General features: G+C 70.3%; 20 protein-coding genes. 6 read left to right on the forward strand and 14 right to left on the reverse strand.

All coding sequences use genetic code 11. The features are described 5' to 3' along the window. Nucleotides 1-85: 85 nt before the first annotated feature. Nucleotides 86-1,012, forward strand: a complete 927-nt coding sequence (locus tag AC1Q9M_RS12755) for a LysR family transcriptional regulator (protein ID WP_492434116.1) — start codon at nt 86-88, stop codon at nt 1,010-1,012. Here AC1Q9M_RS12755 and AC1Q9M_RS12760 read toward each other — a convergent pair. The 7 genes from AC1Q9M_RS12760 to AC1Q9M_RS12790 all read right to left on the reverse strand — a co-directional run bounded on the left by AC1Q9M_RS12760 (nt 1,009) and on the right by AC1Q9M_RS12790 (nt 8,185). Further along, nucleotides 1,009-1,782 carry an enoyl-CoA hydratase-related protein gene (locus tag AC1Q9M_RS12760; protein WP_492434118.1) on the reverse strand — a complete coding sequence of 258 codons (774 nt, stop codon included), beginning with the start codon at nt 1,780-1,782 and terminating at the stop codon, nt 1,009-1,011. The two genes, AC1Q9M_RS12755 and AC1Q9M_RS12760, sit on opposite strands and share 4 nt — an antisense overlap. Then, the gene (locus tag AC1Q9M_RS12765) at nt 1,779-2,588 is read right to left on the reverse strand and encodes a crotonase/enoyl-CoA hydratase family protein (protein ID WP_492434120.1); all 810 of its coding nucleotides are present in this window, start codon (nt 2,586-2,588) and stop codon (nt 1,779-1,781) included. The genes AC1Q9M_RS12760 and AC1Q9M_RS12765 overlap by 4 nt, the downstream gene beginning before the upstream one ends. Further along, nucleotides 2,585-3,799, reverse strand: a complete 1,215-nt coding sequence (pcaF, locus tag AC1Q9M_RS12770; RefSeq protein WP_444687414.1) for a 3-oxoadipyl-CoA thiolase — start codon at nt 3,797-3,799, stop codon at nt 2,585-2,587. Before pcaF ends, AC1Q9M_RS12765 begins: the two co-directional genes overlap by 4 nt. 2 nt (nt 3,800-3,801) lie before the next feature. Then, complete coding sequence (locus tag AC1Q9M_RS12775; RefSeq protein WP_444687413.1) at nt 3,802-4,644, reverse strand: amidohydrolase family protein; 843 nt, start codon at nt 4,642-4,644, stop codon at nt 3,802-3,804. 22 nt (nt 4,645-4,666) lie between these two features. After that, nucleotides 4,667-6,331: a (2,3-dihydroxybenzoyl)adenylate synthase gene (locus AC1Q9M_RS12780; RefSeq protein WP_492434123.1), complete on the reverse strand. Its 1,665-nt coding sequence runs from the start codon at nt 6,329-6,331 to the stop codon at nt 4,667-4,669. Nucleotides 6,332-6,354: 23 nt separating this feature from the next. Beyond that, nucleotides 6,355-7,128 (reverse strand): SDR family NAD(P)-dependent oxidoreductase, encoded by a 774-nt coding sequence (locus AC1Q9M_RS12785; RefSeq protein WP_382321911.1) that lies wholly within the window; start codon nt 7,126-7,128, stop codon nt 6,355-6,357. Nucleotides 7,129-7,210: 82 nt separating this feature from the next. Next, nucleotides 7,211-8,185, reverse strand: coding sequence for a Bug family tripartite tricarboxylate transporter substrate binding protein (locus AC1Q9M_RS12790; RefSeq protein ID WP_492434125.1), 975 nt, complete (start codon nt 8,183-8,185; stop codon nt 7,211-7,213). Between the two features lie 141 nt (nt 8,186-8,326). On the opposite strand from AC1Q9M_RS12790, the gene AC1Q9M_RS12795 reads away from it, so the two are divergent. Continuing rightward, a complete protein-coding gene (locus AC1Q9M_RS12795) occupies nt 8,327-9,220 on the forward strand; it encodes a LysR family transcriptional regulator (protein WP_382154232.1) in 894 nt (297 codons plus the stop codon). A 1-nt stretch (nt 9,221) separates the two neighbouring features. Here the strand turns inward: AC1Q9M_RS12795 and AC1Q9M_RS12800 are convergent, their stop codons facing one another. Genes AC1Q9M_RS12800 through AC1Q9M_RS12810 form a run of 3 tightly spaced genes read right to left on the reverse strand, consistent with a single transcriptional unit; the run spans nt 9,222 to nt 12,508 of the window. Continuing rightward, nucleotides 9,222-9,644 carry a GlcG/HbpS family heme-binding protein gene (locus AC1Q9M_RS12800; protein WP_382154235.1) on the reverse strand — a complete coding sequence of 141 codons (423 nt, stop codon included), beginning with the start codon at nt 9,642-9,644 and terminating at the stop codon, nt 9,222-9,224. Between the two features lie 52 nt (nt 9,645-9,696). Next, nucleotides 9,697-10,683, reverse strand: coding sequence for a Bug family tripartite tricarboxylate transporter substrate binding protein (locus tag AC1Q9M_RS12805; protein WP_382321907.1), 987 nt, complete (start codon nt 10,681-10,683; stop codon nt 9,697-9,699). A 40-nt stretch (nt 10,684-10,723) separates the two neighbouring features. Next, a complete protein-coding gene (locus AC1Q9M_RS12810) occupies nt 10,724-12,508 on the reverse strand; it encodes a thiamine pyrophosphate-binding protein (protein ID WP_492434128.1) in 1,785 nt (594 codons plus the stop codon). 95 nt (nt 12,509-12,603) lie between these two features. Here AC1Q9M_RS12810 and AC1Q9M_RS12815 point away from each other — a divergent pair, with 95 nt between their 5' ends. Then, complete coding sequence (locus AC1Q9M_RS12815; RefSeq protein ID WP_382321905.1) at nt 12,604-13,494, forward strand: AraC family transcriptional regulator; 891 nt, start codon at nt 12,604-12,606, stop codon at nt 13,492-13,494. 19 nt (nt 13,495-13,513) lie between these two features. Here AC1Q9M_RS12815 and AC1Q9M_RS12820 read toward each other — a convergent pair whose 3' ends face one another. The 3 genes from AC1Q9M_RS12820 to AC1Q9M_RS12830 form a co-directional block, all read right to left on the reverse strand. Then, complete coding sequence (locus AC1Q9M_RS12820; RefSeq protein WP_444687408.1) at nt 13,514-14,473, reverse strand: M14 family metallopeptidase; 960 nt, start codon at nt 14,471-14,473, stop codon at nt 13,514-13,516. An 8-nt stretch (nt 14,474-14,481) separates the two neighbouring features. Further along, on the reverse strand, nt 14,482-15,462 hold the full coding sequence (locus AC1Q9M_RS12825) for a Bug family tripartite tricarboxylate transporter substrate binding protein (protein WP_382321903.1): 981 nt from the start codon (nt 15,460-15,462) through the stop codon (nt 14,482-14,484). An 89-nt stretch (nt 15,463-15,551) separates the two neighbouring features. Beyond that, nucleotides 15,552-16,445: a LysR family transcriptional regulator gene (locus AC1Q9M_RS12830; protein WP_492434131.1), complete on the reverse strand. Its 894-nt coding sequence runs from the start codon at nt 16,443-16,445 to the stop codon at nt 15,552-15,554. Nucleotides 16,446-16,614: 169 nt separating this feature from the next. Here AC1Q9M_RS12830 and AC1Q9M_RS12835 point away from each other — a divergent pair, with 169 nt between their 5' ends. From AC1Q9M_RS12835 to AC1Q9M_RS12845, 3 genes are all read left to right on the forward strand, one after another. Then, nucleotides 16,615-17,841, forward strand: coding sequence for an ABC transporter substrate-binding protein (locus AC1Q9M_RS12835; RefSeq protein WP_382321899.1), 1,227 nt, complete (start codon nt 16,615-16,617; stop codon nt 17,839-17,841). Between the two features lie 112 nt (nt 17,842-17,953). After that, nucleotides 17,954-18,742: an ABC transporter ATP-binding protein gene (locus AC1Q9M_RS12840; RefSeq protein WP_492434133.1), complete on the forward strand. Its 789-nt coding sequence runs from the start codon at nt 17,954-17,956 to the stop codon at nt 18,740-18,742. Continuing rightward, the gene (locus AC1Q9M_RS12845; RefSeq protein WP_492434135.1) at nt 18,735-19,439 is read left to right on the forward strand and encodes an ABC transporter ATP-binding protein; all 705 of its coding nucleotides are present in this window, start codon (nt 18,735-18,737) and stop codon (nt 19,437-19,439) included. The genes AC1Q9M_RS12840 and AC1Q9M_RS12845 overlap by 8 nt, the downstream gene beginning before the upstream one ends. On the opposite strand, the gene AC1Q9M_RS12850 is transcribed toward AC1Q9M_RS12845, so the two are convergent. After that, nucleotides 19,436-20,272 carry a helix-turn-helix transcriptional regulator gene (locus tag AC1Q9M_RS12850; RefSeq protein ID WP_492434137.1) on the reverse strand — a complete coding sequence of 279 codons (837 nt, stop codon included), beginning with the start codon at nt 20,270-20,272 and terminating at the stop codon, nt 19,436-19,438. The two genes, AC1Q9M_RS12845 and AC1Q9M_RS12850, sit on opposite strands and share 4 nt — an antisense overlap. Between the last annotated feature and the right edge of the window lie 34 nt (nt 20,273-20,306).

Raw genomic sequence — 20,306 nt, forward strand, 5'->3', positions numbered from 1 at the left:
TGGTGTTGGGATGAATCCGCAGCGGATGCTAGGGATCAACGCCATGGATGACCAGACGCCTCCATGGATTCATAGAATCCATGCCATGGATATTCGAACCGTGGACCTGAACCTGCTCGTGGTGTTCGACGCCATGGCCCGGCATTGCAGCGTGGGCCGCGCGGGCGAAGCCCTGGGCCTGAGCCAGCCGGCCACCAGCGCGGCGCTGGCGCGGCTGCGCACCGTGTTCGACGACGCGCTGTTCGTGCGCGCCGGCGCGCAGATGAAGCCCACGCCGCGCGCCATGGAGCTCGCGCCCGCGGTGCACCGGGTGGTGGAGGCGATCAACGCCGAGATCCTGCAGAAGGCCAGCTTCGACCCCGCGCGGGCCGAGCGCACCTTCACCATCCTCACGCCCGACATCGGCGAGGTGGCCTTCCTGCCCGGCGTGCTGCGCCGCCTGCGGCAGGAGGCGCCGCAGGTGCGCCTGCGGGCCACGGCGCGCACGCGCTTCGCCGCCGCCGAGGCGCTGGAGTCGGGCGAGGGCGACCTGGCCGTGGGCTTTTTCCCCGACCTGCACAAGGCCGGCTTCTTCCAGCAGGCGCTGTTCAAGACCTCCTACGCGTGTGTGACCTGCGCGCACGCCGGGCCGGCGGTGGAGCGCATGACGCAGCGGCAGTACCTGGCGGCGCGGCACGTGGTGGTGCGGCCCGACGGGCGCGAGCACCTGCTGGACCGTTACCTCGACGACAAGGGCTGGCAGCGCCACGTGACGCTGGAGCTGTCGCACTTCATGAGCCTGCTCTCGCTGCTGCCCGGCACCGACCTGGTGGCCACGGTGCCGGAGGACATCGCGACCGTGATGGAGCGCCACATCGCGATCCGCCGCATCGCCTTGCCCTTCGCGGTGCCGGTGATCGACGTGCAGCAGTTCTGGCACCGCCGCATGCAGCACGACCCGGCGAATCGCTGGCTGCGCGGCCTGTTCCACGAGGTGAACCGGCGCGAGGCGAACGAGGGGCTGCGGCCCTAGCGGGAAAACCGCGCGGGCCGCTTGTCCAGCCGGGCGCGCATGCCCTCGTGCTTGTCGGGGCTGGCGAAGGCGGTCTGGAAGGCGTTGCGCTCGTACTCCAGGCCGGCCGACAGCGGCGTCTCCATCGCCATCAGCACCGACTCCTTGATCAGGCGCAGCGCCACCGCCGGCAGCTCGCCCAGCTGCTGCGCCAGCGCCAGGGCGGTGGCGTCCACGGCGTCGTCGTCGAGCACCTCGGCCACCAGGCCGCCGTGCAGGGCGGCCTCCGCGCCGATCGGCTCGCCGAGCAGCAGCAGCTTCATCGCGCCGAACTTGCCCAGCGCGCGCGTCAGCCGCTGGGTGGCGCCGCCGCCGGGCATGATGCCCACCTTCACCTCGGGCTGACCGAAGCGCGCGCTGCGCCCGGCCAGGATCAGGTCGGCGTGCAGGGCCAGTTCGCAGCCGCCGCCCAGCGCGTGGCCGCGCACCGCCGCGATCACCGGTTTGCGGCAGGCGGCGATGGGGCCCCAGAGCAGGTCGTGCCGGCGCGCCAGCAGGTCCATGGGCGTGGCGTCCACGTATTCGTTGAGGTCGGCGCCCGCGCAGAAGGCGCGCGGGCCGCCGGCCAGCACCAGCACGCGCACCGAGGGGTCGGCGTCCAGCCGGCGAAAGGCCTCGGCCAGCGCGTGGCGCAAGGCCAGGTTGAGCGCGTTGAACACCTCGGGGCGGTTCAGGCGCAGCAGGGCCACGCCCTCGAAGGGCCGTTCTTCCAGCAGGATGGGCTCGCTCATGCCGCACCACCTGTGAACGTGGGCGCGCGCTTCTCGAAGAACGCGGCCACCGCCTCGGCGTGGTCGGCCGTGTGGTGGGCCAGGCCTTGCAGGCGGCCGGCGGCGATCAGCGCTTCGTCCAGCGTGCCGGTGCGGGCCTGCTGCAGCAGCTGGCGCGTCCAGCGCAGCACCTGCGGGGGGTTGGCCGCGATGCGACCGGCCAGGCGGAACGCCTCGTCGAGCAGCGCCTCGGGGGCGACCACGCGCGAGACCAGGCCGAAGCGCAGGGCCTCTTCGGCGTCGATGGTGTCGCCCGTGAGGGCCATCTCGGCCGCGCGCGCGTGACCGATCACGCGCGGCAGCAGCCAGCAGCCGCCGTCGCCGGGGATGATGCCGACCTTGACGAAGCTTTCGGCGAAGCGCGCGTTGGTCGATGCGATGCGCAGGTCGCACATGCAGGCCAGGTCGTTGCCGGCGCCGATGGCCGGGCCGTTGACCGCCGCAATGATGGGCACCTGCAGCGCCTCGAAGGCGCGCGGGATGCGCTGGATGCCCTCGCGGTAGCCCTGGGCGATCTGCTCGGGCGAGCCGGCGAACATGCCGGTGCGGTCGCGCATCTCGGCCACGTTGCCGCCCGAGCAGAAGGCCGTGCCCCCGCCGGTGAGGATGGCCACGCGCACGCCCAGGTCGGCGTTCAGTGCGGCGAAGGTCTGTTCGAACGCCGCGAACATGGCTTCGCCGCTCAGGGCGTTGCGCGTGTCCGGCCGGTCGAGGGTGAGCAGCGCGACATGGCCGCGCCGCTCGAGGCGGATGGGTCGATCGTTCATGGCGTGTCTCCCGTGCGTTCGATCGCCATGGCCACGCCCTGGCCCACGCCCACGCACATGGTGACCAGGCCGTAGCGCCCGCCGCTGCGCTGCAGCTGCCGCGCCGCGGTGAGCACCAGGCGCACACCGCTCATGCCCAGGGGGTGGCCGAAGGCGATGGCGCCGCCGTTCGGGTTCACGTGCGGTGCGTCGTCGGGCAGGCCGAGCGCGCGCGTGACGGCCAGGCCCTGGGCCGCGAAGGCCTCGTTGAGTTCGATCACGTCGAAATCGCGCATCCGCAGGCCGGTCTGCGCCAGCAGCTTGTGCACCGCGGGCACGGGGCCGAAGCCCATCACGCGCGGCGCGATGCCGGCGCTCGCGCAACCGACGATGCGCGCGAGCGGCCGCAGGCCGTGGCGCTGCGCCGCCGCTTCGTTGGCCATCAGCAGCGCGGCCGCGCCGTCGTTCACGCCCGAGGCGTTGCCGGCGGTGACGGTGCCGCCCTGGCGGAACGCGGGCTTGAGCGCGGCCAGGCTGTCGGCCGTGGTGTCGGCGCGCGGGTGCTCGTCCACGCTCACCCGCGTGGCCGCACCTTTGCGGCCGGGCACCGACACCGGCACGATCTCCTGCGCGAGCACACCCGATTGTTGTGCCGCCGCGGCGCGCTGCTGGCTGCGCAGCGCGAAGGCGTCCTGGTCGGCGCGCGAGATGCGGTGTTCCCGGGCCACGTTCTCGGCCGTCTCGCCCATGCTGTCCACGCCGTGCAGCGCCTCCATGCGCGGGTTCACGAAGCGCCAGCCGATGGTGGAGTCGTGCACCTCGGCGTGGCGCGAGAACGCGGCCGTGGGCTTGGGCATCACCAGCGGCGCGCGGCTCATGCTTTCCACGCCGCCAGCGACGGCGATCCGCGCCTGGCCCGCGTGCAGCGCGCGCGCCGCCTGCGCCACGGCTTCGAGGCCCGAGCCGCACAGCCGGTTGACCGTGACCGCCGGCACCTCCACCGGCAGGCCCGCGAGCAGCGCGCTCATGCGCGCCACGTTGCGGTTGTCTTCGCCGGCCTGGTTGACGCAACCGTAGATCAGCTCGTCGATCAGCGCCGGGTCCAGCGAAGGGTGGCGTGCCAGCAGGGCCTGCAGGGGCAGGGCACCGAGGTCGTCGGTGCGCAGGCCCGAGAGCGCGCCGCCGTAGCGGCCGATCGGCGTTCGCACGCCGTCGCAGAGGTAGGCGTCCATGCTCACAGGCCCAGCACGCGCTCGGCGTTCCCGTGCATGATTTTTTCCATCACCTCGGGCTTGTAGCCCAGCTCGTCCCACTCGCGCAGGATGCGCTCGTAGGGCAGGCTGGGGTAGTCGCTGCCGAACATGATCTTGTCCTGCAGCCGGCCCCGGATGTCCACCTTCAGGTTGCCCGGGAAATGCTTGGGCGCCCAGCCCGACATCTCCCAGTACACGTTGCCCTTGTGCAAGGCCACGGCGGTGGTCTCGTCGACCCAGGGCCAGCCGGGGTGGGCCATGATGATCTTCAGGTTCGGGAAGTCGGCGGCGAGCTGGTCGATGTGCTTGGGGTGGGCGTGGCGCACCAGCGCGCCGTTGCCGCCCGGCATGCCGGCGCCCATGCCGGTGGTGCCCACGTCGATCATCACCGCCGCGCCCATGGCGTTGATCTCCTCGAACAGCGGGTAGTAGCGCCGGTCGCTCACGGCGAAGTGCTGCATGATGGGATGGAAGTGAAAGCCGATGAAGCCCAGCTCGCGGATCGCCTTGCGGGCCTGGATCATCGCGATCTCGCCCTTGGCCGGCTCCACCGCGCCCCAGCATTGGATGACCCGCTTCGGGTGGCGCTTCCACATTCCGTGCACGTATTCGTTGGTGCAGGGCGGCGCGGCGACCGTGGTCTCCAGGTCCAGCGCGACGAGGCAGGCCTCGACGCCGGCACCGGTGAACTCGGCGATCACCTCGTCTTCGGTCTTGCCGACCCAGTCCCGTTTCCAGTAGCGGGCCAGTTCGGCGGGGTAGGGTCCCTGGGACTCGATCCAGGTCGGGGTGCCGGGGTAGCAGTGCAGGTCGATGATTCGCATGGTGGCTCTTTTCTTTCGGTGTTCAGTGGGGCACGCGGCGCGCGGCCTCTTCTTCCGCGTGCTTGTGCGCGATCAGTTCGCCCAGGGCCTTCTTGGAGACCTTGCCGAAGGTGGAGACCGGGAAATCCGGCAGCACCTCCAGGCGCTCGGGCAGCTTGAACTTGGCGATTTCCTTGGTGAGCAGGAAGCCCACGAGTTCCTTCAGGTGCAGCGACTGACCCTGTTTGAGGATCACGAAGGCGCACATCTTTTCGCCCAGGGCCGCGTCGGGCATGGGCACGCAGGCCACGTTCTGCACGGCGGGGTGCATCAGGATCAGGTTCTCCACCTCTTCGGCGCTGATCTTTTCGCCGCCCCGGTTGATCAGGTCCTTCTTGCGCCCCTCCACGATGTAGTTGCCCGAGGGGTGCTTGCGCATCAGGTCGCCCGAGCGGTAGAAGCCGTCGGGTGTGAACTGGCGCGCGTTGTACTCGGGCACGCCGAAGTAGCCGCGCAGCGTGTAGGGGCCGCGCACGGTGAATTCGCCCACCTCGCCGTCGGGCACCACGCGGCCTTCTTCGTCGAGCAGCAGCACCTCGTCGTCGTCGCACACCGGGCGGCCGCAGGTCTCGAGCTTGACCTCTTCCGGGTCGCCGGCGCGCACGAACATCAGCGTGCCTTCGGACATGCCGAAGTTCTCCTGCACGAACACACCGGGGATCAGCGCGCGCGTCTTCGCGCGCACCTCGGGCTGCATGCGCTGCCCGCCGCTCTGGATCAGCTTGAGGCTGGAGAGGTCGAAGGCCTCGGCCGCGTCGTCGTTGATCAGGCGGATCAGCAGCGCGGGCACCACCTTCAGGTGCGTCACCCGGTGCTTCTGAATCAGCGCGAACATCTCCGCCGGCCGCGTGTTGGCGTGCAGCACCACCTTGGCGCCCCGGAACAGGAAGCCCTGGATGCCTGGGCAGGCCAGCGGCAGGTTGTGCGCGATCGGCAGCACCAGCAGCAGCACCGACTCGGCGTCGATCTCCGTGACCTCGGCGGCCACCTTGGAGTTGTAGGCGTAGTCGTTGTTGGTGCGCGGGATCAGCTTGGGGATGCCGGTGGTGCCACCCGAGAGCTGGAAGATGCAGGGGTCGGTCGGGTCGATGCGGATCTCGGCCAGGCGCGAGGCCGGCAGCGTGGCGGGCTTGTTGATCAGCTCGCGCAGCGAGACCTCGCCCGGGCCGGCCTCGCCGAGCACGAGGCGGAATTTCAGCGACGGGTTTTCCGCCTGCACGCGGGCGATCACCGGGGCGAAGGCGAAGTCGCCCGCCGTGTCCGGGTAGACGCAGGTGGTCGCGCCCGAGAGCTGCACGAACTGGCTGATCTCGGCGTAGCGGTGCGTGACCAGCGCCGCGATCGGGATGCAGCCGATCTTCTGCAGCGCGAAGTACAGCAGCACGAACTCGTGCACGTTGGGCAACGTGGGCACGACGCGGTCCAACGGTTTCAGACCGAGTTCGAGCAGGTTCAGCGCCAGGTTGGTGGTGGCGCGGTCGAGCTCGGCGTAGGTGAAGCTCACGTCGCCATCGATCAGCGCCACGCGGTCCGCGTAGCGGCGGAACACGGCGTCGAACTCCTGCGCCAGCGACTGGTCGCGCCAGTAGCCCTTGGCGCGGTAGCGCGCGGCGTACTCGGGGGGGAAGGGAACGAATCCTTCAAGCATGGTGGGTCTCCTGGGTGGTTCGATCAGGTCGAGCTCGTGAAGCCGCCGTCGATGACGACGACCTCGCCGGTCACGAAGCGCATGCCCTGGATCAGGTTGAGCATCACCTCGGCCACGTCGTCGGCGGTCACACAGCGCTTGAGCGGCGTGGCCTTGGCGCGCGCGCCCATGAGGGCGTCGTACTTGTCGCCCAACATGCGCTCCATCCAGTCGCCTTCCATCCAGCCCGGGGCCACGGCGTTCACGCGGATGTCCGGGCCGAGGTTCCAGGCCAGCATCTTGGTCAGGCTCACCACGGCGGCCTTGCTCGCGGCGTAGGGCAAGGGCTGCGGGCCGGGGCGCAGGCCCACGATGCTCGCGGTGTTGACGATGCAGGGCTCGCCGCCTTGCGCCTTGCCTTGGCGCAGCAGAGGCACGGCCGCGCGGCTCACCTGGAAGTTGCCGCGCACGTTGACCGCGAAGGTGCGGTCCCATTCGTCGATCTTCAGGCTCTCCAGGTCTTTCACCTTCCAGGTCGCGGTGGTGCCGGCGTTGTTGACCAGCGCATCCAGGTGGCCGAAGGCCTCGCCCACCTGGGCCAGCATCTGGCGCACGGCGGCGTCGTCGCTCACGTCGCATTGCAGCAGCAGGGTCTTCGCGCCCAGGGCCTGGGCTTCGGCGGCCACGGCCTGCGCGGCCTTGGCGCTGGAGGCGTAGTTGATGGCGACGTCGTAACCGGCCTGGGCGAGGGCCAGCACGGCGCTGCGGCCGATGCCGGTGCCGCCGCCGGTCACGAGGGCTTTTTTGCGTGGGGTCATGGTGGGTTTCTCCAGTTGAAAGGGTGAGTTCATCCCGGACACCGGCGTGACCGGTGCCCTCGGGCGGTGGGGTTGAGGCGGCTTATTGCGGCTGCACGCCGAGTTCGGTCACCAGGTGTTTCATCGCGGCCTGCTGCTGCACGAAGAACTCGCGCGCGCCGGCCACGCTGTCCTGGCGCGGGTACACGCCCAGCTCGCCCAGGCGCGCGGTGACCTCGGGCGAGGCGGTGATGCGGTTCACGTCGGCGTTGATGCGCTCGACGATGGCGGCCGGCGTGCCGGCGGGCACGATGATCTGGAACCAGCCGATGGCCTCGTAGCCGGCGTAGGTCTCCGCGACGGCGGGGGCGTCGATGCCCGGCAGGCGCTTGGCCGAGGTGACGCCCACCGCGCGCAGGCGGCCCGACTTCACGTGCGGCAGCAGGCCCGGCACGCCGTCCACGGTGAGCAGCGCGTCGCCCGCGAGCACGGCGGCCACGGCCTCCGGCGGGGTGCGGTAGGGCACGGTGAACATGCCCATGCCGCCGGCCTTGCTGACCATCTCGCCGGCCAGGTGCGGCAGCGAGTTGAGTTGCGGCGCGGCGAAGTTCACCTTGCCGGGCTGGGCCTTGGCGTGTTTCGCGAGGTCGCTCACCGAGCGGATGTCGCTGGCGGCCGGCACCACCAGCATCAGCGGGCTGATGCCCACCGTCGCGGCCGGGGTGAGGTCGGTGTCGGGGTTGAACTGCGGGTTCTTGAACACCAGCGGCGTGATGGTGCCCATGGCCGCCGGCACGAAGCCGATGGCGTAACCATCGGGCGCCGAGCGGGCCAGCGCCGACATGCCGGGAATGCCGCCGGCGCCGGGCCGGTTGTCCACCACCACGCCCTGGCCCCAGGCGGCGGCGAGCTTGTCGCCCACGATGCGCGCGATCACGTCGGGGGCGGAGCCGGCGCCCACCGGCACGATCATGCGCACCGGTTTGTGGGGCCAGGCCTGGGCCATGGCGGTGGTGCTGCCCAGCATGAGCAGCAGGAAAGCCGCATGCAGGGCATGGCGTCTGGAAAGGCAGGTCATGTCGTGTCTCCGGATCGTTGGTCTTGGTGTCCCCGCTCGGTGGGGCTGAGGCGGACTCTAGGCAAACACGAGGATTCCAATAAGATGGCGTGATTGCGAAAGCGATACGAAAATCGCATCCCCATGGAGACACACCCGCGCATGAAACTCGATCAGCTGCAGCACCTGATGGCCATCGTCGAACACGGCAGCCTGCGCTCGGCCGCGCGGCGGCTGGACATGCCCCAGCCCGCGCTCACGCGCAGCGTGCGCGCGCTGGAGCGGGAGCTGGGGGTGAGCCTGTTCGCGCGGCAGACCACGGGCATGGTGCTGACGGCCGAAGGCGTGCGCTTTCACCGACGGGCCTGCGTGATCTCCAGCGAAGCGCGCCGCGCGCGCGAGGAGGTGCAGCACCCCGGGCCGGGCTACGAAGGCACGGTGTCGGTGGCGCTGTCCATCATGCCGCACCTGGGCATGCTGCCCGATGCCCTGTCGGTGTTCCGCAAGACCTACCCCAAGGTCAAACTCAACCTCACGGAAAGCCTGATGCCCGCGGTGGAGGGCGCATTGCGCGACGGCAGCCTGGACTTCTACCTCGGCGCGGCGCCCTGGCAGAAGACCGCGCCGGGTCTGGCCATGCAGCACCTGTGCGACAACACCCGCGTGGTGGTGTGCCGCAAGGGCCACCCGCTGGCGCGCGTGCGCAGCCTGAAGTCATTGGCCGGGGCCGACTGGGCCAGCACCACCATCGACTACAACGCCGAGGAAGACCTGGCACGCTTGTTCGCCACGCACGGCCAGCCCGCGCCGCGCGTGATGCTGAGCGCGCATTCGGCGCTGTCGGTGCAGGTGGCGCTGGTGCAGACCGACCTGCTGGCCATGCTGCCCCGGCAGTGGATGGACTTCGCGATGACGCGCGACCTGCTGGAGGTGATCCCGGTGCGCGAGCGGCTGCCGGCGCCGGCGATCGTGCTGGTGCGGCGGCCCGACCTGCCGCTCTCGCCGCCGGCCGAGTTCTTCTGCGACGTCTTGTTGCGCGGCCTGCCGAAGGCCTGAATCAGCCGGCCTGCAGCCCGGCGGCGGCCACGCCGGCCAGGCAGATCAGCTCGTCTTCATCGCCGGTGCCGCCGCTGGCGCCCACCGCGCCGAGCAGCCGGCCCTGCGGATCCTTGATCACCACGGCGCCGGTCTGCGGCAGGAACTTGCCCTCGGCCGTGGCCGCGAGCGAGACGAAGAAGTTGGGGTTGCCCTTGGCGCGCTCGCTCAGCGTGCGGCTGGACACGCCCATGCCGACCGCGCCCCAGGCTTTGGCCTGGGCGATGTCGAAGCGGAACATGCTGGCGCCGTCTTCGCTGACGAAGGCCTTGAGGTGGCCGGCGGCGTCGAGCACGGCGATGGCCATCGGCGCGTAGGCCTTCTCCTTGGAGGTGGCGAGGGCGGCGTCGAGGATCTGCCGGGCTTGATCGAGGGTGAGGCTCATGGTGGGGTGGCGGTTCGGAAAGGGAAAAAAGGGGCGCGCGATCTTGCCACGCTCAGTCTTCGGGCTTGAAGCCGGTGACCTTGACCACGTGGGCCCAGAACGCGTGGTTCTCGCGGATGGCCTTGGCCAGGCCCTCGGGCGTGACGCGCATGACCTCCAGGCCGTTCTTGTCGATCACGTCCTTCATCGCGGCCGAGGCCAGCGCGTCGTTCACGGCGGTGTTGAGCGCGGCCACCTTGGCCCGCTCCATGCCCGCCGGGCCGTACCAGCCGAGCCAGTCGACGAAGGCCACGTCCTTGTAGCCGAGCTCGGTCAGCGTGGGCGTGTCGGGCAGGGCCTTCCAGCGCGTGGGCGCCGAGACCGCGAGCGCGCGCAGGCTGCCCGCGCGGATGTGCGGCAGCACCTCGCTGACCACGTTGAAGCTGACCGGGATCTGGCCGCCGCGCAGGTCGGTGAGCAGCGGCGCGCCGCCCTTGTAGGGCACGGCCTGCATGTCCACGCCCGACTGCTTGCCCAGCATGGCGCCGGCCAGGTGCAGCGAGGAGCCGGTGGCCGGCACGCCGTAGTTGGCCTGGGCCGGGTTGGCCTTGGCCCACTTCAGGTAGTCGGCCACGCTGCGGATCTCGGCCGGCAGGCCCGGGCCGGCGGTGAAGACGGCGGTGTAGGTGCACAGCCCGGCGATGGGCGTGAAGTCGGCCAGCGTGTCGTAGGGCAGCTTCTTGAACACGTGCGGGTGCAGCGTCATGACCGAGCTCGGGCAGCCGAACAGGGTGTTGCCGTCGGGCGCCGAGCGCTTGACGAACTCGGCCGCGATGCGGCCGCCCGCGCCGGGTTTGCTGTCGTAGATGATGGGTTGCGGGTACTTGCCGCGCAGCTGGTCGATCAGCGGGCGCGCGACCTGGTCGCCCAGGCCGCCGCCGACCGGAAAGCCCGACCACAGCGTGGCGTTGGCGGCCGGGGCCTGGGCGAACGCGGGCAGGCCGGTGGTGGCCAGGCCACCGAAGGCGGCGCTGGCGCGCAGCAGGGTTCTGCGTTGCATGTCTTGTCTCCTGTTGTTGTGGAAAACGGGGCGCCCGGTGTCAGGGCGGGTCGAGCCGGGTGAGCGAGGCGAAACCGTATTTGTTCATGCCCACGAACGCGCCCACCGCCGGGTGTGGCACGAAGCGGGTGCGGCAGTCGAGCACGGCGGGCAGGCCGGAGGCGATCGCGCGCTGCAAGGCGGGGGCCACGTCGGCGGCGCGCGTGACCACCTCGCCGTGGCAGCCGAAGCCGTGCGCGATGGCCGCGTAGTCGGTGTCTTCCAGGCCGGTGGCCATCTCGAAGCCGAGCCCGGCCTTCTGGCCCATGCGGATCACGCCCCAGGCCGCGTTGTTGTGCACCACCGTGATCACCGGCAGGCGGTGGCGGCGCGCGGTGTCGAGTTCGTTGAGCGTGAAGCCGAAGGCGCCGTCGCCGGTGATGTTGAGCACCGGGCGGCCGGGGAACTGCGTCTGCAGCGCGATCGCGGCCGGCAGGCCGTAGCCCAGGTGGGACATGCCGGGTTCGTGAAAGCGCGTGCGCACCTCGTGCACCGGCGTGAGGTCGTTGCTCCAGAAGGTGGTGTGGCCGCCGTCGTAGACCGCGAGCGCGTCGGCCGGCAGCGCATCGCCCAGGGCCTTGGCCAGCGCGGCGGGGTGCATCACGGGGTCGGGGTCGGCCACCATGCGCGCGAGCTGGTCTTCGTGCCCCGCGCGCACCGCGCGCAGCTCGGCGAGCCAGGCGCCGTCGGCCGGCGCGGCGCCGTCGCCCAGGGCGGCGAGCAGGTCGCGCAGCGCCTCGCCCGCGTCGGCCTGCATGGCCACCTCGTGCAGCGCGGCCTGGCCGAGCGAAGACGGGTCGATGTTGATGTTGATGAGGCGGTGGTGGCGCCGCGCGAGCGCGCCGCGCGCGTCCCACATCCACGACGACCAGCGGCAGCCCACGCTGAGGATCACGTCCGCGCGCTCGAAGGCGTGTTTCACCGAATCGCCCGCGATGATGCCGCCGTGGCCGATGAAGTGCGGGCTGTCCGAGGGCACCACGCCCAGCGCCATCTGCGTGGGCACCACCGGCGCGTTCAGGCGCTGGGCCAGCGCGCGCAGCGCGGTGGCGGCCCCGGCGGCCACCACGCCGCCACCGCCCACGATGAGCGGGCGCTGCGCGCCGCGCAGCAGCCGCACCGCGGCCTTCACCGAGGCCTGGGCCGGGCGCGGCCCGAGCGTGGCGCGGTAGCGCCCGGGGGCCACGTCGAACTCGTCGGCCGCGAAGGCGTGCACCTCGCCCAGCACGTCCTGCGGAATGTCCAGGTGCACCGGGCCGGGCCGCCCGCCCAGGGCCTCGCGGAAGGCGCGCCGCGCGAGTTCCGGCATGCGGCGCGCGTCGTGCACGACCGCGTTCCATTTGGTCAGGGGCCGGGTCACGGCCACCGTGTCCAGGTCCATGAACACACCGCTGTGCGGATACGACGAGGCGCGGTGCTGGTTGGTGGTGACGGCCAGCAGCGGCAGGTTGTTGTTGAAGGCCACGCCCAGGCCGGCGGCGAGGTTGAGGCCGCCGGGGCCCAGCTCGCCCACGGCCACCGCGAGCCGGCCGGTGCCCGCGTGCACGGCGGCGGCCATCATCGGCCCGGCGGCTTCGTGGCGCACGCCGATGAAGCGGATGCGCGGCTCGCGGCTGAGCGCGTGGAACAGCGGCGAGAGCTTGCCGCCCACGATGCCGAACACCGTGTCCACGCCCTCGGCCAGCAGCACTTTCACCAGCGCCTGCGCCCCCGTGAGGCGCAGGGGCGGGACGGCGGTCGCGGGCGCCGGCGGCAGCGCGGCGTCGGGGTGGGGGTTGCGTGTCATGGAGGCGGATGATGCGCGAGCCGCGCCGCCGAAGCGATGGACGTTTCGGCCCGATTCAGGTACTTTTCCGGCATCGCCTGCCACCCGCCCCTGCCATGACCGCCTCCCCCTTGCTGCTCGTTCCCTTCCGGGAAGTCCGCCACGACCAGCCCGACGACTGCCTGCATTACGAGTCCGTGGCGGTGCGCGGCGCCGAAATGGACTGGACGATTCCGGCGCACCGGCACGAGGGTTTGCACCAGTTCCAGTTCCTCGCGCACGGCAGCGTGCGCGGCACCATCGACGGCCAGGACTTCGAGGCCCAGGCCCCGGTGATGCTGCTGCTCGCGCCAGGCTCGGTGCACGGCTTCACCTACACGCCCGACGCCGTGGGCCACCAGGTCACGCTGCCCACCACCACGCTGCGCCAGCTGCTGGGCGGCTCGAACCTGGTGGACGACGGGCTGGGCACCTCCTGCGTGTTGCCGCGCCTGCAGGACGGGGACGAGGCGGAATGCGCGAACCTCTTCGCGCAGGTGGCGCGCGAGTTCCGCGCCCAGCACCCGGGCCGCGTGCACGCGCTGCTGGCCAGCGCCACGCTGCTCGCCGTGCAATACCTGCGCCGCCGCGGCGAGCACTTCAAGCGCGAGCGCGGGCAGGGCGAGCGCGACGCGCTGGTCAAGCGCTACCTCGCGCTGGTCGAGCAGCACTACCGCGAGCACGAGCCGCTGAGCTTCTACGCGTTGGCCCTGGGCGTGACGCCCGACCACCTCAGCCGCACCTGCCGCCACGTGGCGCGCCAGTCGGCGCTGCAGATCCTGCACGAGCGGCTGATGCTGGAGGCGCGCCGCCTGCTGGCGTATTCGTCGCTGCCGGTGGCGCAGGTGGCGCAGCAACTGGGCTACGACGACGCGGCCTACTTCAGCAAGTTCTTCGGCCGCGCGGTGGGCAACACGCCCTCGGACTACCGCGCGCTGGTGGCCAGCGGGGTGCGCGGCGCGGCCTGACGAAACGCCGTGCGGGAGGTCAGTCGAGCGCTTCGCGGCGCGCGAACCGCACCACCGTCACACCCCGGCGGGCCTGCCGCGTCGAGGGCATCACGAGCACACAGTCGTCGTGCGGCGTCACCACCGGCTCGCCGTCGTTGTCCCCGATGACGGTGCCCGCGTGGGCAATCGTCTCCAAACCCAGGAAGCGCTCGGTGAAGAAGAAGCGGGGGCTTCTCGCCACCACCGCCCCGGTCACGTGCAGCGCCCACTGCCGGGGGGCGTCGGGCTGCCTCCACCCTGGCATCCATCGGAGCGCGCCCGCATGCGTGACCGTGCCGGCCTGAAGCAGGAAGCGCGCGCACTGATCGCGGGCGACATCGAGGCTGGTCGGGTCGCCGTGATAGCCACATTCGATGAGCAGGGAGCGCGTGTCGGGCGCGTCCTCGTCCGGCAGGCCGAACTGGCCATAGTCCCGCATGCGCACCCCGTCCTGATGACCCGTGTCCACGACCACGTGCGCTGGCGCGCCCAGCTGGCGCGCCAGCGCCAGGTTGCGCCGGTGCAACCCCACCAGCGAGAGCGGTTGTCCTGGCTCGTGCATGGAGTGCAGGTCCAGCAGCCATTGCGCGCGTTCGACAAAGGGCTCCAGGGCGGCAGCGCGTTGGCGTTCGCGGGTGTCGGCACCGCGCAGGCGCTCTGGCGTCCATTGCCGGTTCATGTCTTCGTCGATGAACCGAGATGCATCGCTGTCGGCCGGGTCGAAGCGGTCGAAGGCCGCCAGATTGCAGAACGCCAGCGTGAGCGAACCGGCCTCGGGCCGCAGGCCCGCCTCCAGGAGTTCCTTCACCGCCCAGGCACCACACAACTCGTTGCCATGCACCAGCGCGCTCAGCATGACGCGGCGGCCGGCCACGCCGGTGTCGAAGTGCCACACGCCTTCGACGCCGGTGTTGCCGACGCGCCAGCGGCCGAGATCGGGAGGGCTGAGGGAGAACATGGGATGGCTCATTCCTTGATGTTCGCGAAGTCGACGATCTTCTGGTACTTCGCCGACTCCGTGGCGAGAAACCCGTTCATCTCGACGTTGAGCGGCGCCACGGTCGACCCGCTGTCCTCCAGCTTCTTGCGGAACTCCGGTGTCTGCAGGGATTCGGCGAGCGCGTTGCGCAGGCGCACCGTGATCGCCTCGGGCAGATTGGGTGGCGCCATCAGGGCAAACCAGACACTGATGTCCATCTGGTTGAGCGAGGGGTGATCGGCCAGCGGCGCGATGTCCAGGGCGACGGCCGAGCGCTTCTTCTCGGTGATGCCCAGGGCCACCACCTTGCCACCGCGGATGTGCGGCAGCCCGCTGGAGAGCACGTACACACCGAAATCGACCGTGCCAGCGTACAGGTCTGTCGTCAGCGGGCCGACACCGCGGTAAGGAATATGCGACATGAAAAGGCCGGCCTGCTGCTTGGCCATTTCCGCCGACAGGTGCAGCGCGGTGCCCACCCCGGAGCTGCCGTAGATGTACTTGCCAGGCCTGGACTTGACCGTCTTGATGAACTGGTCCACCGTCTTGACGCCGCTCTGCGTGGAGGCCACCAGCACCATGGGCTGCGACGCCACCAGCCCGATGGGCGTGAAATCCTTGTAGCTGTATTTGACCGAAGACGAAATGAGGCGGTTGATCGCGATCTCGTTGTTGGCCCCCAGGAGAAGCGTGTAGCCGTCCGGTGCCGCCCGCGAAACCTTGTGCGCGCCAATGGCACCGCCCGCGCCGCCCACGTTTTCCACGATGACGGCGACGCCCAGCTTCTTCGCCAGCTGGTCGGCCACGGCCCGGCCGGTGAGGTCGGTGCTCCCGCCGGGTGGGTAGGCCACCACGACCGTGATCGGACGCTCTGGATAGGCGCCGGTCTGGGCCAGCGCGGCAGGCGCCAGGCCCACGGACAGCACCATCGGCAGGACGGTGGAAAGGACGCGGTGAAGGTTTCTCATGTGGGTCTCCTCTTTGAACAACCGCGATTCTTGGTGTCGGGGCCTTTCGCCAAGGTGCTGAAACGGCACCTTTCAGTGCCTTTTTGACATCAGCCCACGCAGGAGACCTCCCAGAGCCTTTCCGCCAGCGATGAGAGGCGCCGTTTGGTGCGGACCATCCGGATCTCGAAAACGACCTCCAGCGCCTTGCCGGCCAGCGGGGTGACCTTTCCTGCCTTGTGGGCCCCCACCACCAGCGACCAGGGCAGCCATGCAACGCCCAGTCCCTTGAGCACGTACTCCAGCAGGGCGTCGGCCGAATCGCATTGCAGAGTGGGCGTCAGACGCGGGGCTTGGGCATGGTTCGAGAGGTGATCGGAGACCAGCTGTCCCAGCGCCAGCGTGTTGGCGTAGGCCAGATAGGGCACGGGTTTGCTGGACGAGAAGTTGTAGAGCGGCTTTCCGCCGGCGCTGGCGCGCGACACCGGCACCAGCCGGTCGTGTGCCATGGTGTGCTGCAGGTACCGGGAGGGTTGCAGGCGCACGCTGATGGCGGGGTGGTAGTAGGTCAGCAGGAAGTCGGCATCGCCGCGCTCGAAGCGCTGCAGCGACTCGCCCATCGACCCGGTGCGCACATGGACCAGCGCCCCGGCAGTGTGGGCCCTGATTCGCCACAGCCAGTCGGCGGCCAGCGTCCGGGCCAGGGTACGGCCGGTGGCCAGCGTGAGAACGTTCTGCCCGGGGAAAGCGTGGTCCTGGATCTCGCTGCGGGCGGATGCCAGTGCATCCACCGCTTGCCGCGCATGCTGGAGCAGGGTTTCTCCGGCGGGGGTAAAGCTCACCGGCGCGCCATCCCGCGACACCAGCTCCGCGCCGGCCCATTGTTCCAGGCTGCGGATCCGCCGGCCGAACGCGGGGTGGGTGACATGGCGCCGAGCCGCGGCCCGCACGAAGCTCTGGGTCTCGGCCAGGGCAATCAGGTCTTCCAGCCATTTGATCTGCATGGGGTGGTCCTCGTTGAAGGGATGGCACATGATGCGTGGAAGTGGTCATGTGGGTTTTGAGTAGATTCCTGTGCCTTCAGACCATGGTTGAGGGGGCCCCCGTCTCCTAGCATTGGCCCGACTCGAACACCCTTGTTCGGGGCCATCACCAAAACAGGAGACAAGCAGCATGGATCTGAAACTGTGGGCCGCCGCGTCCGTTGTCGCCGCCGCCAGCGTGGGCGTGGCCCAGGCTCAAACCGCCCAGCAGGGCAAACTGTCGAACGACGTGCTGCGCATCGGCGTGTTGACCGACATCTCCGGCGTCTACGCCGACATCTCGGGCAAGGGCGCGGTCGAGGCCGTGAAGATGGCCGTGGAGGACTTCGGCGGCAAGATGTTCGGCAAGCCGATCGAGGTGGTTTTCGCCGATCACCAGAACAAGGCCGACGTGGGCGCCGCGAAGGCGCGCGAGTGGTACGACTCGGGCAACGTGGACATGATCAACGACCTCGCCAACTCCGGCGTGGCGCTGGCCGTGGCCGGCGTGGCGAAGGAGAAGAAGCGCCACGCCATCGTGAACAACGCCTCCAACGTGGGCGTGACCAACGCGCAGTGCTCGCCCTACGCGGTGCACTACACCTACGACGCGTACGCCCTGGCCAACGGCACGGGCAAGGCCATCGTGGAAGGCGGCGGCGACACCTGGTTCTTCCTGACGGTGGACTTCGCCTTCGGCATCGGCCTGGAGCAGCAGGTGGGTGACGTGGTGCGCAACGCCAAGGGCCGCGTGGTGGGCGCCGCGCGCCACCCGCTGGGCACGACGGACTTCTCGTCCTACGTGCTGCAGGCGCAGGCCTCCAAGGCCAAGATCATCGGCCTGGCCTCCACCGGCAACGACACCATCAACGCGATCAAGGCGGCCAACGAGTTCGGCCTGACCAAGAACCAGAAGCTCGCCGCGCTGCTGCTGTGGATCCAGGACGTGCACGCCCTGGGCCTGCCGACCGCGCAGGGCCTGCAGCTCACCAACGCCTGGTACTGGGACATGAACGACGAGACGCGCGCCTTCGCCAAGCGCTACCAGCAGCGCGTGGGCGGCCAGATGCCCAACATGGCGCACGCGGGCGACTACTCGTCCACCCTGCATTACCTCAAGGCCGTGCAGGCCGCCGGTTCCGACGACCCGGACGCCGTCTCGGTCAAGATGCGCGAGCTGCCCATCAACGACATGTTCGCCAAGGGCGGCAAGATCCGCGAAGACGGCCGCATGGTGCACGACATGTACCTGTGGCAGGTGAAGGCGCCGGCCGAGTCCAAGTACCCGTGGGACTACCTGAAGCTGGTGAAGACGATCCCCGGCGAGCAAGCCTTCATGCCGCTGGCGCAGAGCACCTGCTACCTGGTCAAGAAGTAAGAAGCCCCCCGTTGCTTGCTCACTGCGTGTAGCCGCATACCCCCCACCGGGGGGCGGGCCGGCCGCTTCGGAGCGGCCGTGCGCAGCGGCCCCTTGATTGCCTCTCTCCACCATGTCTTCTATCCTCGAAACGCAGGGCCTCTCGCGCAGCTTCAACGGGTTTCACGCCGTCTCGAACGTGAACCTGTCGGTGCGCGAAGGCAGCATCCACGCCCTCATCGGCCCCAACGGCGCGGGCAAGACGACCTGCTTCAACCTGCTCACCCGCTTCATCGACGCGAGCGCCGGTCGCATCCGCTTCCAGGGCCAGGACATCACGCGCACACCGGCCGACGCGGTGGCGCGCCTGGGCCTGGTGCGCTCGTTCCAGATCTCGGCCGTGTTCGGCCAGCTCAGCGTGTTCGAGAACGTGCGCCTGGCAGTGCAGCGCCGCCGCGGCCATTCGCTGGACTGGTGGCGCAGCGACCGCGCGCTGGCCCAGTACGACGGCCGCACCCGCGAGCTGCTGGACGAAGCCGGGCTCTCGGCCTGGGCCGAGCACAGCGCCGGTGAACTGCCCTACGGCCGCAAGCGCGCGCTGGAGCTGGCGACCACGCTGGCGCTGGAGCCGCGCGTGCTGCTGCTCGACGAGCCGATGGCCGGCATGGGCGCCGAGGACATCGCCCACGCGGCGGCGCTGATCCGCCAGGCCGCGCGCGGGCGCACCGTGCTCATGGTGGAACACAACCTCTCGGTGGTGGCCGACCTGTGCGACCGCATCACCGTGCTGGCGCGCGGCGAGGTGCTGGCCGAGGGCGACTACGCCAGCGTTTCGCGCGACCCGCGCGTGGTCGAGGCCTACCTGGGCCATGGTCATGGCGGCCAGCGCAAGCACCACAAGGCGGAGGCCCCGCATGGCTGAACCGCTGCTGACCCTGCGCGACGTGAGGGCCTGGTACGGGCCGAGCCAAGCCCTGCACGGCGCGAGCCTGGACGTGCGCGAAGGCGAGCTGGTCACGCTGCTCGGCCGCAATGGCGCCGGCAAGTCCACCCTGCTCAAGACCGTGATGGGCATGATGGGCCGGCGCCAGGGCTCGATCCGCTTCCAGGGCCGGGAACTCATCGGGATGGCGCCGCACCACATCGGCCGCTTGGGGCTGGCCTTCTGCCCGGACGACCGGGGCATCTACGCCTCGCTCACGGTGCGCGAGAACCTGCGCCTGCCGCCCGTGGTGGCCGAGGGCGGCATGAGCGAGCAGGCGCTGTACGAGCTGTTCCCCAACCTCGCGCAGCGCGCCGGCTCGGCCGGCACGCACCTCTCGGGCGGCGAGCAGCAGATGCTGGCGATCGCGCGCATCCTGCGCACCGGCGCGCGCGTGCTGCTGCTGGACGAACCCACCGAGGGCCTGGCCCCGGTGATCGTGGACCGCATCGGCGAGCTCATCCGCCAGCTCAAGGGCCGGGGTTACACCATCGTGCTGGTGGAGCAGAACGTGCACTTCGCGGCCGAGCTGGCCGACCGGCACTGCCTGATGGAATCGGGCCGCATCACCGACACCTTCGACGCGGCCACGCTGCTGCGCGATTTCGACGCGATCACCGCCAGGATCGGAGTCTAGAGATGGCGCATCCTGTAATCGGAAGGGCGAAATCCCGTCAACCGTTTGAACGTGTTGGAGAACGCGAACGGGTTCACGTAGCCCACGCTGCGCGCGATCGCCTCGACCTTCTCGTCGCTGGTGGCCAGCAGGTGGGCCGCGTGCGCGATGCGCAGCGTGGCGAGCTGGCGGCCGGGGCTGCGGCCCAGGTTCTTCTGGCACAGGCGGCGCAGGTGCTCCTCGCTGGTGTTGGCCAGGCTGGCCAGGTCGGCCAGGGTCCAGTCGCGCGCCAGGTCGGCCTTCACCGCGTTCCACACCGGCACCAGGCGCGGCTCGCGCTGCAGCGGTTCGAGCAGGCGGGCCACGTAGCGCTCGATCACGTCCACCCACACCACGCAGGTGCCGGGGTCGGCCGCGCCCTGCATCTCGCCGTGCAGGCCGAGGATGGCGTGCTCCAGCACCTGGCCGTCGAACGGGCTCATGGTCGGGGCCATGGCACCGTCCACCGAGCGCACCGAGTCGGGCATGAAGCGCACCCAGGCCAGCCGCCAGCGCTGGCCCGGCACGCAATGGAAGGCGTGCAGCACGTGCGCGGGCGCGAAGCTCACGCTGCCGGGCTTGTGCGGGTACCAGCGGCCGTCGAGCAGGGTCTGGCCTTCGCCGCTCAGGCAGACCTGCATGAAGGCCCCGCTCAGGTGCGTGCGCACCACCGTGTAAGGCGCGGCCGCGTCCACCACCGCCACGTGGGCGATGTGGCGCGCGGCCAGGGCATCGCAATGTTCGGCGCGCACCACCGTCTGCACGGTGGCGTCGCCCAGCACATGGGTTTCTGTGGAGATATCGGGATGTTTCATCGACATGGCCTGCGCATCATAGAGAGGAAGGCTG

This window comes from Hydrogenophaga sp. GW823-FHT04C09, from assembly GCF_058796355.1.

Bases quoted from the DNA above. Each gene is read 5' to 3' on its own strand.
- AC1Q9M_RS12755 (WP_492434116.1), top strand. From the start codon at position 86: ATGGATATTCGAACCGTGGACCTGAACCTGCTCGTGGTGTTCGACGCC.
- AC1Q9M_RS12760 (WP_492434118.1), bottom strand. From the start codon at position 1,782: ATGAGCGAGCCCATCCTGCTGGAAGAACGGCCCTTCGAGGGCGTGGCC.
- AC1Q9M_RS12765 (WP_492434120.1), bottom strand. From the start codon at position 2,588: ATGAACGATCGACCCATCCGCCTCGAGCGGCGCGGCCATGTCGCGCTG.
- pcaF (WP_444687414.1), bottom strand. From the start codon at position 3,799: ATGGACGCCTACCTCTGCGACGGCGTGCGAACGCCGATCGGCCGCTAC.
- AC1Q9M_RS12775 (WP_444687413.1), bottom strand. From the start codon at position 4,644: ATGCGAATCATCGACCTGCACTGCTACCCCGGCACCCCGACCTGGATC.
- AC1Q9M_RS12780 (WP_492434123.1), bottom strand. From the start codon at position 6,331: ATGCTTGAAGGATTCGTTCCCTTCCCCCCCGAGTACGCCGCGCGCTAC.
- AC1Q9M_RS12785 (WP_382321911.1), bottom strand. From the start codon at position 7,128: ATGACCCCACGCAAAAAAGCCCTCGTGACCGGCGGCGGCACCGGCATC.
- AC1Q9M_RS12790 (WP_492434125.1), bottom strand. From the start codon at position 8,185: ATGACCTGCCTTTCCAGACGCCATGCCCTGCATGCGGCTTTCCTGCTG.
- AC1Q9M_RS12795 (WP_382154232.1), top strand. From the start codon at position 8,327: ATGAAACTCGATCAGCTGCAGCACCTGATGGCCATCGTCGAACACGGC.
- AC1Q9M_RS12800 (WP_382154235.1), bottom strand. From the start codon at position 9,644: ATGAGCCTCACCCTCGATCAAGCCCGGCAGATCCTCGACGCCGCCCTC.
- AC1Q9M_RS12805 (WP_382321907.1), bottom strand. From the start codon at position 10,683: ATGCAACGCAGAACCCTGCTGCGCGCCAGCGCCGCCTTCGGTGGCCTG.
- AC1Q9M_RS12810 (WP_492434128.1), bottom strand. From the start codon at position 12,508: ATGACACGCAACCCCCACCCCGACGCCGCGCTGCCGCCGGCGCCCGCG.
- AC1Q9M_RS12815 (WP_382321905.1), top strand. From the start codon at position 12,604: ATGACCGCCTCCCCCTTGCTGCTCGTTCCCTTCCGGGAAGTCCGCCAC.
- AC1Q9M_RS12820 (WP_444687408.1), bottom strand. From the start codon at position 14,473: ATGTTCTCCCTCAGCCCTCCCGATCTCGGCCGCTGGCGCGTCGGCAAC.
- AC1Q9M_RS12825 (WP_382321903.1), bottom strand. From the start codon at position 15,462: ATGAGAAACCTTCACCGCGTCCTTTCCACCGTCCTGCCGATGGTGCTG.
- AC1Q9M_RS12830 (WP_492434131.1), bottom strand. From the start codon at position 16,445: ATGCAGATCAAATGGCTGGAAGACCTGATTGCCCTGGCCGAGACCCAG.
- AC1Q9M_RS12835 (WP_382321899.1), top strand. From the start codon at position 16,615: ATGGATCTGAAACTGTGGGCCGCCGCGTCCGTTGTCGCCGCCGCCAGC.
- AC1Q9M_RS12840 (WP_492434133.1), top strand. From the start codon at position 17,954: ATGTCTTCTATCCTCGAAACGCAGGGCCTCTCGCGCAGCTTCAACGGG.
- AC1Q9M_RS12845 (WP_492434135.1), top strand. From the start codon at position 18,735: ATGGCTGAACCGCTGCTGACCCTGCGCGACGTGAGGGCCTGGTACGGG.
- AC1Q9M_RS12850 (WP_492434137.1), bottom strand. From the start codon at position 20,272: ATGAAACATCCCGATATCTCCACAGAAACCCATGTGCTGGGCGACGCC.